At 65.3% G+C, this 15,319-nt stretch carries 12 protein-coding genes; 2 read left to right on the top strand and 10 right to left on the bottom strand.

The genetic code is table 11. From position 1 onward, the window contains the following. Positions 1-119 precede the first annotated feature (119 nt). Positions 120-770: a DUF1345 domain-containing protein gene (locus SBP01_RS18785; RefSeq protein ID WP_320536892.1), complete on the top strand. Its 651-nt coding sequence runs from the start codon at positions 120-122 to the stop codon at positions 768-770. Positions 771-799: 29 nt separating this feature from the next. Here SBP01_RS18785 and SBP01_RS18780 read toward each other — a convergent pair whose 3' ends face one another. Beyond that, positions 800-1,669: a S1C family serine protease gene (locus SBP01_RS18780; RefSeq protein ID WP_320536891.1), complete on the bottom strand. Its 870-nt coding sequence runs from the start codon at positions 1,667-1,669 to the stop codon at positions 800-802. A 493-nt stretch (positions 1,670-2,162) separates the two neighbouring features. Between SBP01_RS18780 and SBP01_RS18775 the strand changes: the two genes are divergently transcribed. Continuing rightward, complete coding sequence (locus SBP01_RS18775; protein WP_275216331.1) at positions 2,163-2,765, top strand: phosphohydrolase; 603 nt, start codon at positions 2,163-2,165, stop codon at positions 2,763-2,765. On the opposite strand, the gene SBP01_RS18770 is transcribed toward SBP01_RS18775, so the two are convergent. The 9 genes from SBP01_RS18770 to SBP01_RS18730 all read right to left on the bottom strand — a co-directional run bounded on the left by SBP01_RS18770 (position 2,762) and on the right by SBP01_RS18730 (position 15,305). After that, positions 2,762-4,273, bottom strand: coding sequence for a carboxylesterase/lipase family protein (locus SBP01_RS18770; protein ID WP_320536890.1), 1,512 nt, complete (start codon positions 4,271-4,273; stop codon positions 2,762-2,764). The genes SBP01_RS18775 and SBP01_RS18770 overlap by 4 nt on opposite strands. Before the next feature lie 207 nt (positions 4,274-4,480). Then, on the bottom strand, positions 4,481-6,091 hold the full coding sequence (locus tag SBP01_RS18765) for a DUF222 domain-containing protein (RefSeq protein WP_414004245.1): 1,611 nt from the start codon (positions 6,089-6,091) through the stop codon (positions 4,481-4,483). Positions 6,092-6,234: 143 nt separating this feature from the next. Further along, positions 6,235-7,551, bottom strand: a complete 1,317-nt coding sequence (locus SBP01_RS18760) for an ATP-binding protein (protein WP_275215770.1) — start codon at positions 7,549-7,551, stop codon at positions 6,235-6,237. Positions 7,552-7,660: 109 nt separating this feature from the next. Continuing rightward, entirely contained in the window at positions 7,661-9,037 is a 1,377-nt protein-coding gene (locus tag SBP01_RS18755; protein WP_320536889.1) for an FAD-binding oxidoreductase, read from the bottom strand. 358 nt (positions 9,038-9,395) lie between these two features. Beyond that, on the bottom strand, positions 9,396-9,890 hold the full coding sequence (locus SBP01_RS18750) for a universal stress protein (RefSeq protein ID WP_320536887.1): 495 nt from the start codon (positions 9,888-9,890) through the stop codon (positions 9,396-9,398). Between the two features lie 170 nt (positions 9,891-10,060). Next, complete coding sequence (locus tag SBP01_RS18745; protein ID WP_320536886.1) at positions 10,061-11,008, bottom strand: L-lactate dehydrogenase; 948 nt, start codon at positions 11,006-11,008, stop codon at positions 10,061-10,063. A gap of 156 nt (positions 11,009-11,164) precedes the next feature. Then, entirely contained in the window at positions 11,165-12,703 is a 1,539-nt protein-coding gene (locus SBP01_RS18740) for an amino acid permease (protein ID WP_320536885.1), read from the bottom strand. Positions 12,704-12,781: 78 nt separating this feature from the next. After that, positions 12,782-14,197: an aspartate ammonia-lyase gene (locus SBP01_RS18735; protein ID WP_320536884.1), complete on the bottom strand. Its 1,416-nt coding sequence runs from the start codon at positions 14,195-14,197 to the stop codon at positions 12,782-12,784. A gap of 43 nt (positions 14,198-14,240) precedes the next feature. Next, complete coding sequence (locus SBP01_RS18730; RefSeq protein ID WP_320536883.1) at positions 14,241-15,305, bottom strand: asparaginase; 1,065 nt, start codon at positions 15,303-15,305, stop codon at positions 14,241-14,243. Positions 15,306-15,319: the final 14 nt, after the last annotated feature.

Raw genomic sequence — 15,319 nt, 5'->3', positions numbered from 1 at the left:
GTCCAGGCCGCCGTCCTGCAGCGCCGGATGCCGGAACAAGGCCCCGCAGCAGGACGGTGGTTGGAAACTTTTTGGGTGGTCCCCTCCGGCGAGGCAGCCCGGGATGTCATTATCAGTTCATGAGCATCCGGCGATTCGGCACTCCGGTCCATAACACGCGGGTCCGGCTGATTGTCATGGCGGCCGGCGGCACGGCCGTTGCACTGGTGGTCGGCATTGCGGGTTCCTGGGCCTATGCCCCGGCCATCGGGTGGGCGGCGGCGTCAGTCATCTACTTGGTCTGGGTTTGGTCCGTTATCGGGCATCTCGATGCCGCTGGGACCTCTGCCCATGCCCTCCGGGAAGATCCCGGCCGGCTTGCATCCGATGTCCTGGTGCTGGCGGCGACGGTGAGCAGCTTCGGCGGGGTCGCACTCATCCTGCTCGATGCAGGTTCCGCGGCAGGCGGCACGAAAGCGGCCATCATTGGCCTTGCCCTGGCAAGTGTCGTCCTCTCATGGCTCCTGGTCCATACGCTCTTTACGCTCCGGTACGCCACCCTCTACTTTCAGGCAAACGATGGAGTGGACTTTAATAAGAGCGAACCGCCCAGGTACGCGGACTTTGCCTACCTCTCGTTCACTATCGGCATGACGTTCCAAGTCTCCGACACCGCCCTGACCACCCGCACCACTCGGTACACCGCACTGCGTCAAGCCCTGCTTTCCTACGTACTGGGAACAATTGTGCTCGCCACCACCATCAACCTTGTCGCCGGACTTGTCCGCTGACATCCATCACACGGACGGTCCTCGGGTTTTCATCCGGTGCCGGACGTGTCCGCGAGGACTGCGCTAAAGGTCTTGGCGTCTTTTCCACGCTGGGCGGTGATGCCGACCTCCTGGCCAGGTTGGGCCTTTCGCAGGGCTGCCAGCAGGTCGGTGACCCCCGCGATCTTCTGACCGTCGAACGCGGTGATGATATCCCCGGCCCGGATGCCTGCCTTGTCCGCAGGACTGTCAGGGGAAACCTGGATGACCAGTGCCCCCGTGGTTGTAGCCAGGTTGAACCTCTGGACGATCTCCGGGGTCAGATCGGCAGGGACCACTCCCAGTACGGCGTGGGAGGCCTTCCCGTTCTTCAGTAACTGGTCCGCGACGTTTGTAACGGTGGCAGCCGGCGTGACGAACCCGATAGCAACCGCACCGGAGCTCGGGGGCAGGTACGCCTCGGACAGCCCGATCACCTGTCCTTTTCCGTCAACGACGGCACCACCGGAATTACCCGGCGAGATCGGGGCGTCGGTCTGAAGCAGGTCGATGGCCCCCTGCGGCCGTTCAGCCGATGGTGGCATGTTGCGGTGAAGCCCCGACACGATCCCCGCGGTGACGGTCTCTGTGAGGCCGAGCGGGGTACCGATCACCACGGCCAGCTCCCCGACGTCGGGAGTTGTTGCCGAGAACTGCGCTGCAGGAAGATCCGAGCGGTCCGCTTTAATGACCGCCACGTCACTGGGGTCATCCACGCCGATGATTGAAGCGCTGGCTTGGCTGCCGTCAGCCAACTGGACCTGAACAGTCCCGTATGGCTGTTTGCTCTGGTCCTCGACCACGTGTGCATCAGTGACGATGACGCCGTCGCTGCGGTAAATCACGCCACTGCCTATCCCGTCCCGGGTTGTGATCGTCACCACCGAAGGCTCCACATTTTTGACGATCTGCGGAATGGACAGATTCCCGGCCGGGCTTGGCGACCCTGTAGGTACCGGCGACTCAGGCGAGGATGCGGTGGCGCCCGGCGAAACTTCGGCCGTAGGGGACGATAGGGGAGAAGACGTACCGGAGCTGCCGGGCGCCTGGCCTGGGCCGGGCGCCGTGCACGCCGGAACGCACAGCAGTAAGGCTGCGGCGAGAACCGGGGCTATATGGCCTTTCCTTGGTCTGATCCAGGACATTTCTGTTCCCTTTCCCCGCGGCTGCGGGACCCATCCCAGAGCAGCCGATTCCTCTCTGTTGTTGACGTCTGTTACCCGAAGCCGGGTCCGTCGGACGCCTCATGATTCAAGTAAATACCCTGACGGCCAGTGGGGGGATACATCGTCAAAAGAGGCCCGGGAGCTGCGCCGGCATGCCTCTTGGCCCCCGGGCGGGGCAGCGGGGTGCAAGGGCCCGTAGGCTTGGACTATGTCAGACCAGCACTCCACGGAGCACAGCGCCACGCCCGGATTTACTGTTGAGACCGCAAGGGTCCTGGCGGAGGTTGCCCACAACCGGCAGAAGGACAAGCTCAAACGGCCCTATCGTGACCACGTCATTGCCGTGGGGGACGCCCTGGCCGATTTCGACGACGACATCCGGATCGCCGGTTACCTTCACGACATTGCCGAGGACACTCCCATTACCCGGCAGGCGCTTCTGGACATGGGCGTCTCTGAGCGGGCAGCGGACATCATTGAACGGGTGACCAACCGGCTGCACGATAACCCGGACGACTACCAGGCCGGCATCCGCTACATCGCCGAGGACCATGACGCCGCCTTGGTGAAGATCGCCGACAATGCCCACAATTCCCTGCCCGAACGCGTTAAAGCCCTCGCCGAGAAATGGCCGGACAAGCCGCCGGTCACCAAGTACCGGGATGCGCGCCCGGTACTTTATGCCGCTGTGGAAACCGAGGAGATCCGGAAGATCCTGGGCAGGGTTAACCCGTGGCTGCTGGAAGAACTGGATGACCAGCTGGATGAGGAAGACAACACCGACTACGAGAACCTCTCCTACGATTCCTAGCGGACGTCTTTCCAAAGGCCGCGTTCCCACGCCCGCGGGTCATGGATGACGCCTGAGCTGGTGTCGAAGAACATCGTGGCCCGGCCGGCGCGCTCATAGAGCGGCCAGCCGGGATCGCCGGTGGCGGCGAATGAAACCCAGGCTCTGTGCATGGCATCGGCCAATGGCTGCGGCGGGTTTGGCCCCAGGAGTGGCCCGAACAGCCGGGAGTCTCCGTCCAAGGTGTCGAAAACGAACGGCACTTCCACGGCGTGGACTGCGCCGAGGCCGGGGGCGCGCCACCCGAACTCGTACATGTACGTCCGTGCGCCGGTGGTCAGTGCCGCAGCCTCGTGGGCTTCCGCCAGGCGCAGCGCGGGAATCCTCACCCACCAGTCAGTTTCCACAGCGGCCAGCAGCTCGCCCGGGGAACTTGCGGGGTAGTGGGACCGGTATTCACGGAGCGCGACGCCAGCCGGAAGACCATAAACCGACAAGGGCGGGAAACCGTCCACACTCCTGGAGTCCGCCAGATCCGCTTCCGTGACCTTGGCGATCACGCCGGTGATCGCGAGGAACAATTGCCAGTCCTCGGTGTTGGTGCCCACGATGACATCGACGGCGGACCCTGAGCCGGCGGCGATCCGTTCGATGGGTCGTCCCGGAACCGTGGCGCCGTCGATGGTTGGTTGCCACAGCATCCGGCTGGCCACAACTTCTTGTCCCCATCGTTCCGGATCGGGCCGGGCGGCGAGATCTGCCTTTAATTGTGCCTGCGCTGCCAGCAGTTGCCGGGTGGGCACGGCTGCTACCGCGTCCCGGGTTGCCGGAACCCCAAGCAACGCCGCGAGGAGGCCGCCGGTCCGTTGGGCGGTGGAGGTGTCGATTTCATGGTGGGCGGCGCCGCTCTGCAGGATGGCCCGCCGGAACAACCCTTCGGCGGCGGGCATGGAGAGAAGGACCCCGATGCTCATGGCACCTGCGGATTCGCCAAATACCGTGACGTTGCCCGGATCACCGCCAAACGCTGTGATGTTGTCGCGAACCCATTCCAAGGCCGCAACCTGGTCGAGGAGTCCGGCGTTGGCGTTGCCGTCACCGAGATCCAGGAAACCGTCGGCGCCGACGCGCCAGTTGATCACCACACACACCACGCCGTCCCGGGCGAAGTTTGTCCCGTTGTAGGCGGCCGTTGAGCCGATTTCAAATGCGCCGCCCTGGATCCACACCATCACCGGCAGGCCAGCCGAGCGCGGGTCGGGCGTCCAGATATTCAGGTTCAAGCAGTCTGCGCCGCCCACCCCGGTGTCCCACTCCGTGCCGGCACTTTCCGGGGGTGCCAGCTGGAAAGGGGCTGCGCCGTACTGGTCGGCATCCCGGATTCCATCCCAGGGCTGGAGCGGCTGGGGCGGACGGAACCGGTTAGCACCCAACGTGGGTGCGGCGTACGCAATGCCAAGGAACCGGTGCACGCCGCCGGTGATGCTTCCGCGCAACTGCCCTTGGTTGGTTGTGACGACGGCGTTCACGCGTGACACCTCCACGGTTCAACGTTTCCGGCCATGTTGTCACCTTGGCAGCTGTTGCGGCGCCGTTGCAGGGCCGAAGGTCATGGCCCATGGAAACTCGCAGCCGGCCCGGGGTGGAAGCAACGAAGGTTGGAATCAATGACGATGGGCAGGCCAAGAAAGCTCCAACAGCGTGGCAGCACGGAGATTTTAGGCCGGGCCGCCTAATTAGCCCGTGGTGCCGGAAGATGAACGCGCGCCGCTGCCCGCCAGCGGCTGTTCAACCAGCCAGAGAAAGTCAGCTACGGAAGCAAACCCAAGCGGCACCGGTTTATTGGGAAGACGCCGCAACAGCCACGCCGACTCGCCGTCGGGATTCGCCGGAATTGGTATTTCGGGCAGGCTTTCGGTCCGGGATTCGGGCAGGGAAGTGCCACGGTCCCTAGAGGGGAGTTGATCGACGATCTGGTCCGGCTTAGGAACTGGGTGCCGGTAGGGGAGTTGATCGACGATTTGGTCCGGCGGGGTTGGTGGTTCCCAGTCGGGGTGTTCGCTTTGGTAGTGGCGGCCGGTGGGGGAAATCCAGCCGGGAGGTTCGGTGGCGCTCGCCGGTGTGGGTGTCCAGGGTGAGGTGTGTTTGAGCCGGTGGTATTTGCGGCATGGTTGGGCGAGGTTGGTGATGCCGGTGGTTCCGGCGTTGGCCCAGGCGAGGATGTGGTCGGCGTCGTTGTCCAGGGATTGGTTGTTACAGCCGGGGAATGGGCATTTGCCGTCCCGCAGGCGCAGCCATTGCCGCATGGCTTTGGGGACCCGGTAGCTGGTCCGGCCGATTTCCAGCGGTGCGCCGTTGCGGGGGTCGGTCAGGACGCGGTGGAAGGACTCTGCACCGTCGGCGATGAGGGTGCGGGCCATGGATGGTGGGATGGCCCGTACCCGTCCAACATGGCGGGCTCGTCGGTCAGTCCCATCAGCGCGAACACCGGCACGGTGATCAGGACCTGGGCTTTCGGTGAGGGGATCAGGTCTGCTTCCCCGCCGAGGAGCCAGGCTGCGACGGTGTCGGCGCGGAGTTGGGTGAGGGTCCTGGTTTCGGTGGGGCCCTGCATTGCCCGGCGGCGGTGGTGGCGCGGTCATGGATCCCGGCGGCTTGATGGCGGGGAGGTAGGCCGAGAGCCAGGCCATCCCGTCCCGGTCCGGAGAGTACTCCAAACGCCGGTCCAAGGCACTCTTGGTGTGGCGTTTTTCGATGCTGTCGGGGTGGTGGCGTTCGCGCCAGGTGCGGGCTTTGGCGCGGAACCGGCCGGGGGTCAGCTCACCGGCCGGTCCCCGGGCCGGGTTGGGTGCGTCAGGGTCCAGGAAGTGGGCTTCGAGGGCGGCGGCGCCGGCGTGATCGAGGTTGAGGGTTTCGTCCGCCATGACCCGGGCGTGCTGCCACGAAATGGTTCCTGCCTGCAGGGCGGCCAGGGTCAGGGGCAGGGTGGTGGTGAGCCGGTGGGAGGTGGACAGCAGGGACGCGGCGTTTGGTTCGCTGACGGTCAGGACGCAGGCGAGTTCGGCGATCGCGGCCATTTCGTGGGCGGTATTCTCCTGCGGGGACGCGGCAGGGGGTGTGAGTGCCCTGGTCCCGTCGACGTATTCGGTGGTGGTGAAAACTTTCAAAGCGGCCGTGCTTGCTTCGAGCCGGGAGATGACGGCCAGGCGGTCCAGGGAGTCGTCCACACCCCGGCGCAGCGGATCAGGACCGGCGGGGTCCTCACGCTGGCGACGGCGGAGTTCGGCCAGCACGGCAACGGCAGCCACTACCTCATCAAACGCCGCGTCCGCTGCTGTGCCTTCCATGTTTCCATCATGTCGATGGGGTACGACATTTAAGGTCCCTGAAGCCCCTTCCTGAAAAGAATTCTGGAAATCTTTTTGGCTGCCCCAGTCACCGCTCAGGTGGTCGCCCGCCCAGTCCTGCGCCGGCCCAGACCTGCCCCGGCCTAGACCCGCCCCAGCGAGTCGATGTCCTCAAGGAAGTCCTGATGGACCTCGGCGCTAACCGTAGTCCGCGTTTCCCCGATGGCGTCCAGGTAATCCTCCGTGGAGGGCCCCTTCCGAACCGCTTCGCGAACTGAAACGCTTCCGCCGGAAGCCGCCCCGCCGTCGTCGTACACTGCCTTTTCCAGCGCACGCTGGGAGGCGCTGCGGGCGGCATACTCAATGTCTGCGGGAGAAAACCCTTCGGTGCGCTCCACGAGGAGTTCCACGTCGACGTCGTCCACCACGGCGGCCGGGATGAAGCGCTGCCACATGGCTTCACGGGCCTGACGGTCGGGCAGTCCGATGGGAATGACGTAGTCGAACCGGCCGTGACGCAGGAATGCGGTGTCCAGCGCCCGGATGAAGTTGGTGGCGCAGACCAGCAGGCGGCCGGGCTGTTCACGGAACGCCGGGATGATTTTCAGCAGCTCGTTCGTGACGCCCTGCAGCGGCGATGGCGGTTCGCCCGAACGCTGGGAAGCAATCTCCTCCACTTCGTCGATAAACACCACGCAGTGCTCCAGTTCGGCAATCTCCAGGAACGTCTCACGCAGCGCACCCGCCAGGCCCTTGGGATCGGAGGCGAGCCGGGACGGGAAGACCTCGACAAACGGCCACTCCAGCCGGGACGCGATCGCCTTCGCGAACGTGGTTTTACCCGTCCCCGGAGGACCAAACAACACCACCGCGCGCGGTGGCACCACACCGTACTCATCCGCGAGGTCCGCCTCCGCGAGCGGCAGGACCAGGCGCCGTTCAAGGAGTTCCTTTTCCTTGCGCATGCCCGCCACGTTTTCCCACAGGTCGCGCGCCAGGACCCGGCCGCCCAGCTGGCCGAGTGCGCCAAGTTCCTGCCGCTGCACCGGGATGGTCCGCTCGAAGTACCGCAAGTTCTTCTTCAGCGCGAACCCGCGGCTGAGGAAAGCTTCCACCCGGGTTTCGGCCTCGGGCATCAGCGCGGATAGCTTGTTGAGGCCATGCGGGGCCATCCGGTTTTCGACGGCGGCGAGCAGTGACGTGCCGATGCCCCGGCCGCGGTACTCCGGCAGCGTGGCCAGGAAGACGATCCAGCCCTGATCGTGCGCGGCACGTCCGACGGCGGCGCCCACCACCTGCTCGCCCTGGACCGCCACCACTGCATGGTCCTTTTCGCAGGACGCGAGGACCTCGGAGAGGGCATAAACGGGCTCCACGTTGGAGGCCTTGAGGGTCTCCCAGAGGTGCAGGATCCCGTCCAGGTCCGCTGAATGGAAATCCCTGATCCGCCAGTTGGTCATGCCGTGTCTCCCGGGTGGTTCGTCGTTGAACTGCGTGCTCTGCTGAGCATAGGGGATCAGCCCGCGACGAGGGGTTGCAGGAGCGTTGCGTTACAGGATGCCCGGAGGGTCAGGCGGCCGGTTTGATGTTCTGGTTAACGTGGAACAGGTTGTCCGGATCGTATTTCGCCTTGATGCTGGCCAGCCGCTGGTAGTTGCCCGAGTAGTTCTCCTTGGTCCGGGACTGATCGTCGGTGTCCATGAAATTAATGTAGGCGCCGCCGGCGCTGTGCTCACTAAGTCCGGCTGCGTACTCGCGGACCCAACTGATGTTCGCGTCATTATCGGCAGGGTTCTCCCACATTCCTGCTATCACGGCGGCGAAATCGACATCCCGGTACGGGAAGGCCGTCGCGTCCTTTGGGACCCGATGAACTGCGCCGTTGATGGGGTAGAAGTGGTTGGCGGTCTGCAGGCTCGGGACAGTTTCGCCGTGGTGCTTCGCCAGTTTGATGACCTCGTCAGTCATGGCGGGCAGGAACTCCGCCTTCCAGTAGCCCTGGAGTCCTTTGGGCAACATGGGGTCGAAGAGGGTGTTCAGGACAGGGTAGGGGATCGGTCCCACAAAGGAGCCGGCGACAGGCGCCGCGTCAAAGAACGGCTGCCACTGCCGCTGCCCCTCATCGTGTTCTCCCATCCAGGCGCCCACGAGGACCACCACCGGACGCCCATGGTATTCCTCCGGCAGGAAGGGAACCGGCGGACCCTGGTGGACACCCAGGAAAACGCCCAGTTCCTCCGGAGCCTTGGCGATGGTGTCCCGGTACAACTGGCCCACGGCCTCTGCGTGCTCGAGCAGGTAGATAATCACGCCGCCGTAGACGACATCCACAGGATGAAGGGCGAACTCCAGGGAGGTCACCACGCCGAAGTTTCCGGTTCCGCCGCGGAGGGCCCAGAAGAGATCGTCGTTTTCCGTGGCGCTGGCATGCCGGAATCGCCCGTCTGCGGTGATAACGTCGGCCGATTTCAAGTTGTCGCAAGACAGGCCGTACTGGCGCGAAAGGTAGCCGATGCCGCCACCCAAAGTTAGTCCTGCCACGCCGGTGGAACCGATGATCCCGCCTGTGGTGGCCAGTCCGAAGGCGTTGGTTGCGTGGTTGAAATCCGCCCACGTTGCGCCCGTTTCCGACCAAGCCGTTGCCGTGCCGGGATCTACACGTACGCCCCGGCGGTTAGAGAAGTCAAGCACCAGGCCGCCGTCGCAGGTGCCGAACCCGGGGGCGCTGTGGCCGCCACCGCGCAGGGCGATGTCCATCCCCTCGTCCCGGGCGAAATTCACTGCCGTGATCACGTCGGCCACCTGGGAAACCTGAAGGATCCCCGCGGGACGCTTATTGATCATTCCGTTGTACACAGCCCGGGCGGTGTCGTAATCGGGGCTGTCCGCTGTCGAGACGGAACCGCGCACTTTTTCCTGCAATGACAAGAATGAGTTGTTGTTCATGGTGAACTCCAAAGCGCAAAGATGCTGAGGTGTTTAGGCGCGCACCCCGCCAGCTGGCTCTGCCCGATGTGAAAGTTGGAGACCGGTGCACCAGAGGCAGCGGTGCGGTCTGGCCGCACGGTCTGCAGTGGCGTGCTTTATGACTGCAGGGCCGCAGCAGGGCAGCCCGGAACCGGGCACTTCAACGGGTCCGGTTATCCACAAACGTAAGCCCGCGGTCCATTGCGGTCAATGCCGGGTTTTAGGTCCGACGGTGCTACGTCCGACGACGGCACCGCTGGTTCCATAGGCAGGAAGCCGGGGCGCCGCCGTCGTAGGTTCAGCTTCTTTTTCGGCCGGAGCGGAATAGCTCAGTGAACTACACCGCGGGCGTGTTTTCGCCCTCGGCCCGGAGGTCCCGTCCGAGGTGGTGCGGGGCGTAGCGGCCATCAGAGTGGATCACCAGGACCGGGCAGGCAGCATGTGAAACACAGGCTGAGCTGACAGACCCCAGATGCATGCCCATGATTCCACCGTGGCCGCGGCGGCCGACCACCAGCATTGCGGCGCCTGCCGCTGCTTCGACGAGCTTGGCCGGCGCGGGACCACGAACCAGCTCATGAGTCATGTTGGCAGGGGTGTCGGGGCCGAATGCTTTACCGATCGCCTCAGTGAGGGTCTGGGTTGCGTCCGCTTCGAAGGCGTCGAAATCGGGCGGAACATAACCGGCGTACATCTGCGGGAAGTCCCAACAGGCCACCGCGTGAATCCGGGCATCGAGGGCGGGTGCCAGCCGTGCCGCGAGGCGCAGCGCCTGCACCGAGGAATCAGAGCCGTCCACACCAACAACAATCTTTGCTTCGGGGTTGTCCATCGGGATACTCCTTCAAGAAAGTGATTCTTTACGAATGGAAGAGAACGACGGCGGCATGCCGGTTTCGCCGTTGAAACAGCAGGATGGGGCTGACGCTAGTTCCGGGCCGTGAGGCCCGTCAAGAGGCGGGCACTGACATGTGGAAAGAGTCGTGCCCGTTCGTTCGCCGGCTAGATACCCAAAGTGGCCAGGGTGCTCCGTAGGGTGTCGGCGGAATGCTGAAGGGCGGCCAGTTCGTCGTCGTCCATGGGCGTGTGGAGGATCCGGTGCACCCCGCCGCGGCCCACGACGCTGGGGAGGGACAGGGCCACACCGGTAATGCCGTAGGGGCCGTCCAGCACGGTGGAAACAGGGAGGACAGCGTTCTCGTCCCGGAGGAGCGCTTCCACGATCCGTGCTCCGGACAGGCCGATGGCATAGTTGGTGGCACCCTTGCCGGCGATAACCTTGTACGCCGCCTGGGTCACTTCACGGGCGGTTTCATCGAGGTAGTCCGGGGTGAAGACGCGCTGGCCTCCTTCTTCCCACTCGCGGATGGGGACCGGACCGATCGTGGCGCCCGACCAAACGGGAAATTCAGTATCGCCGTGCTCGCCCACCATGCTGGCGTGGACGCTGGCGACGGCCACGCCGGCGCGCCGGGCCAGCAGCCACCGTAGCCGGGATGTGTCCAGCACGGTGCCGGAGGAGAAGACACGTTCCGGTGGCAGCCCGGAGATCTTCCGGGCTGCCACCGTGAGCACATCGCAGGGGTTGGTGACCAGGACATAGACCGCATCCGGAGCATGCTGGAGCAGCTGCGGCATGAGCTGTTCGAGGATGCGGACGTTGGTCCCGGCAAGGTCCAGCCGTGTCTGGCCCGGAGCCTGTTTCGCCCCTGCCGTGATAACCACGACGTCGGCGCCTTCAGTCACGGCGATGTCGCCGCCGCCGGTGACGGTTGCCGCGGCCGCTGTGAATTGGGTGCCGTGCGCGAGGTCCAACACCTCCGCCTCCGCCTTCAGCGCGTTGACGTCAAAGAGCGCGACGTGGCTGGCCGAGCCCCGGATCAGGGAAGCGTAGGCCAGGGAGGTGCCCACGCTGCCGGCTCCCACAACGGCAAGTTTGGATCCTGGCATGAGCCACCTCTTCCCCCGGTCCCCGGAGCTGCGGGAGCTCCGGGGACCGCGTTGTTGGTTGTCCGCAATGGCCTCATGCTACCGATTCATGCAGGACCGCACAGCAGGGGAATCCTGCCGGGGGCTGCACCCACAGGGGAGGGGGCAGCCGGGAGGCTACTTCTTGAATGTCGCCGCCGGCGGGTTGGCAATCACCGGGGCTGTGCCGGTGAAGCCCTCACGGGCCTCGGCGATCTCCCGGATGCGGTGACGGCAGGCGTACCACCCCACCACCATCAGGACGGAGGCGATGGCGGTGACCAGCATGGTGAGCGGGGATTCGATGAACACCATCACCAGCACACCCACCAGGAACAGCAGCGAGAGGTAACCGGTGTAGGGGGCCCCGAACATCCGGAAGGACGGGCGCTCCACCCAGCCTTTGTCTGCCCAGCGTTTGAGCTGGATCTGGCAGAGGACAATGGTTGCCCAGGTCACCACGATGCCCACGGAAGCCACGTTGAGCACAATCTCGAAGGCCTGGGCGGGCACCAGGTAGTTCAGCGGGACGCCCAGCAGGGACACCACGGCGGTGATGGCGATGCCGCCGTAGGGAACGCCGGCCTTGTTCATCCGGGAGGCGAACCTGGGGGCGGAGCCGTTGACGGACATGGAGCGAAGTATGCGTCCGGTGGAATACAAGCCGGCATTGAGGGAGGACAGCGCGGCCGTAAGCACCACGAGGTTCATGATGACATCCACACCCTGAATGCCGATGGAGCCGAAGAACGTCACGAACGGGCTGACACCCTTTTCGTACGACGTGTACGGCAGCAGCAGGGCGAGCAGGATCACGGAGCCGACGTAGAAGACGGCGATGCGGAACACCACCGAATTGATGGCCTTGGGCATGATCTTTTCCGGGTTTTCAGTTTCGCCTGCCGCGGTGCCCACCAGCTCAATGGAGGCGTAGGCGAACAGGACGCCCTGCATCAGGATGATCATGGGGAGCAGGCCGTTCGGGAACACGCCGCCGTTGTCTGAGAGGAGGTTAAGGCCAACCTGCTGGCCGTCCACGGGGGTGCCGAAGATGACGAAGTAGGTGCCCACCACGAGGAAGATGACCAGCGCGGCAACCTTGATGAGTGCGAACCAGAACTCCATCTCGCCGAAGACCTTCACGGAAACCAGGTTCAGGGCGAGGACCACAAGCAGGGCGGTCAGGGCCCATGCCCACTGCGGGACGGCCGCCATCCAGGGGATGTAGTTGCCGAAGAAGTGCATGTAAAGGGCGGCGGCGGTGATGTCCACGATGGTGGTGGTGGCCCAGTTGATCCAGTAGAACCAGCCGGACACAAAGGCGGCCTTCTCGCCGAAGAACTCACGGGCATAGGAGACGAACGAGCCGGACGAGGGGCGGTGAAGGACCAGTTCGCCCAGCGCCCGAAGGATAAGGAACGCGAAGAAACCGCACACAGCGTAGGCGATCACCAGCGACGGCCCGGCGGCGTTGAGGCGGCCGCCGGCGCCGAGGAACAGGCCGGTACCGATCGCGCCGCCAATGGCGATCATCTGGATCTGCCGCGGCTTCAGGTTCTTGTGGTAGCCCTTGTCCTCCGCGTGCAGTGCTGTTTCGGAGGCGTGGGCGTGGCCGCCGTCAATAACGTGGTCAGGGATGGGGATGGGGATGGGGATGGGGGTGGGGGGATTAGACATGGGGGAGTGTCCTTTGAAATCCGGTTGGTGGGCACGGAACTGCAGGGTTGAGGGCCTGCGTCGGGGTGCTGCTGGGGATTACTTGCTGAGGTTGGCCAGGCGTTCGGGGCTGAGGAGATCCTGGAGCTGGACTGCGGTGAGCAGGCCGTGTTCCAGGACGAGTTCGGCGACTCCCTTGCCGGTGGCGAGTGCTTCCTGCGCGATGGCGGTGGCAGTGGCGTAACCCAGGTGGGGATTCAGGGCGGTGACCAGGCCGATGGACTGTTCAACAGTGCGCCGGAGGTGCTCGGTGTTGGCGGTGGTGCCCCGGATGCAGCGGGCCGTGAGGGTGCGGCAGGCGGCTTCGAGGTGGGAGATGCTCTTGTGGAGGCTGTGGACGATGATGGGTTCGAAGGCGTTGAGCTGGAGCTGCCCGGCCTCGGCGGCCATGGTGATGGTGACGTCGTTGCCGATGACTTCGTAGGCCACCTGGCTGACCACTTCCGGGATGACCGGGTTGATCTTGCCGGGCATGATGGAGGACCCGGACTGGACGGCGGGCAGGTTGATCTCGCCGAAGCCAGCGCGCGGCCCGGAGGAGAGCAGGCGGAGGTCGTTGCAGATCTTGGAGAGCTTCACCGCCACCCGCTTGAGGACGCCGGACAGGTGGACGAATGCGCCCACGTCCTGGGTTGCTTCGATGAGGTCGGGCGCGGTGACCAGCGGAAGGCCCGTGATCTCGGCCAGGTGCCGGCAGGCTGCTTCGGCGTAGCCGGCGTGGGCATTCAGGCCGGTGCCGATGGCGGTGGCGCCGAGGTTGATCTCGTGAATCAGCAGGTCTGCTTCGGCCAGCCGCAGGCGGTCCTCGCCGATGGTGATGGCGTACGTGCCAAACTCCTGGCCGAGGGTCATGGGGACCGCGTCCTGTAGCTGCGTGCGGCCCATCTTCACCACGGTGCGGAATTCGAGCGCCTTCTCGGCGCAGGCTTCCTCAAGTTCTGCCAGGGCAGAGAGGAGTTCGCGGGCGGCGAAGATGGTGCCCAGCTTCACGGCCGTGGGGTAGACGTCGTTGGTGGACTGGCTGAGGTTCACGTGGTCGTTGGGGTGCAGCCTTGCGTAGTAGCCTTTGGGATGACCGAGGATTTCCAGTGCCCGGTTGGCGATGACCTCGTTGGCGTTCATGTTCGACGACGTTCCCGCACCGCCCTGGATCACGTCCACCACAAACTGGTCGCTGAGTTTGCCCTCCATCACGTCAGTGCAGGCCTGCCCGATGGCTTCCGCCCGTTCGGTGTCCAGCAGACCCAGCTCGTGGTTGGTCCTGGCGGCGGCGAGTTTCACCGCGGCGAGGCCGCGGACCAGGTGCATGTTGGAGGACAGGGGCTGCCCGGTGATGGGGAAGTTTTCCACGGCACGGAGCGTGTGCACGCCCCAGTAGGCGTCCGCGGGGATGTCGCGGTCGCCGAGGAGATCGTGTTCGGAACGGAAATTGCCGGCAGTAGGTGTGGTGGTCATGGGTGGGGTCCTTACAGGGCGTCGTTGTCGGGTTCGGACAGGTTTAGTTGAGGAAGTCGGTGGCTTGCAGCAGGCCTACTTGGTTCCCGCCGCCCAGAACCGGGGCGGTAGCGATGCCGGCCAGCGGTGCGGTGTCGAGGCCGAGGGCCGCCAGGATGTGGACGGTGGCGGGCATCCGGGCGCGGTCACCGCCGTCGGAAATTTTGACCGCGACGGCGCGGCCGTCCGGCAGGCCCACCAGCTGCACACCTTCAAAACCGTCCTTTGCCACGGTGCCCGGGAGCAGCCGCATCAGTTCGGTGACGTCCCGGCGCTCGCCGGCCACCATGTCCGGGTGTTGCCGCATGGCGAGTCCGACGGCGGCTTCCGGACGCAGCTGGGCGGTGGCGCCGTCGTCGGGGGTGCTTGCGTGAGAGGTGGCTGCGGCGGAAGCGGCAGCGGCAGCGATGGTGCCGAAGGCGCGGGCCATCCCGCGGAGCGTGAGGGCGAACAGCGGCGTTCCGCAGCCATCGGTGCTGCGGACGGACGGTTCCTCTCCCGCGAGTTCCGCGACCGTGGATGCGACCAGCTGCTGCAGGGGGTGCGACGGGTCCAGGTAGCCCTCCACCGGCCAGCCGTTGATGACGCAGGTGGCGGCCATGGCAGCGTGTTTGCCGGAGCAGTTCTGCGTCACCTGCGTGGGGTTGAGGCCGGCGCGCAGCCAGTTTTCGCGTTCGTTGGTGCCGTATGGGAGGTCGGTGCTGTTCTTGAGGTCGTTGGCGGTGAGGCCATGCATGGCGAGGATGCGCTGGGTGCCGCCGCGGTGCCTGGAACCGCCGGAGTGGCTCGCGGCGCCCAGGGCCAGGAGGTCCGGGGGGAGCCTCAGGCCGGCACGGACCATGGCCACGGCCTGCAGAGGCTTCAGCGAGGAGCGCGGGTAGAACGGCGCCAGGGGGTTCCCGGCGGCGGCGAGGATGGTGCCGTCCGGGGCGGTAGCGATCGCCGAGCCGTAGTGGACGCTTTCCACGAGGCCGTCGCGGGTGGCGACAACCAGGGGCGCGTGCTGCGGAAGGTTGCCGGGGCTGCCGGGGGCAGCAGTCTGGGCAGCATGAAGTGCAGGGGCAGGCATGGAGTCCTAGGGTG

Origin of the sequence: Pseudarthrobacter sp. IC2-21 (assembly GCF_034048115.1) — a bacterium.
Taxonomy (GTDB): domain Bacteria; phylum Actinomycetota; class Actinomycetes; order Actinomycetales; family Micrococcaceae; genus Arthrobacter; species Arthrobacter naphthalenicus.
Note: the sequence above shows the minus strand (reverse complement) of the source record. Positions and strands in the feature narration are given on the sequence as shown.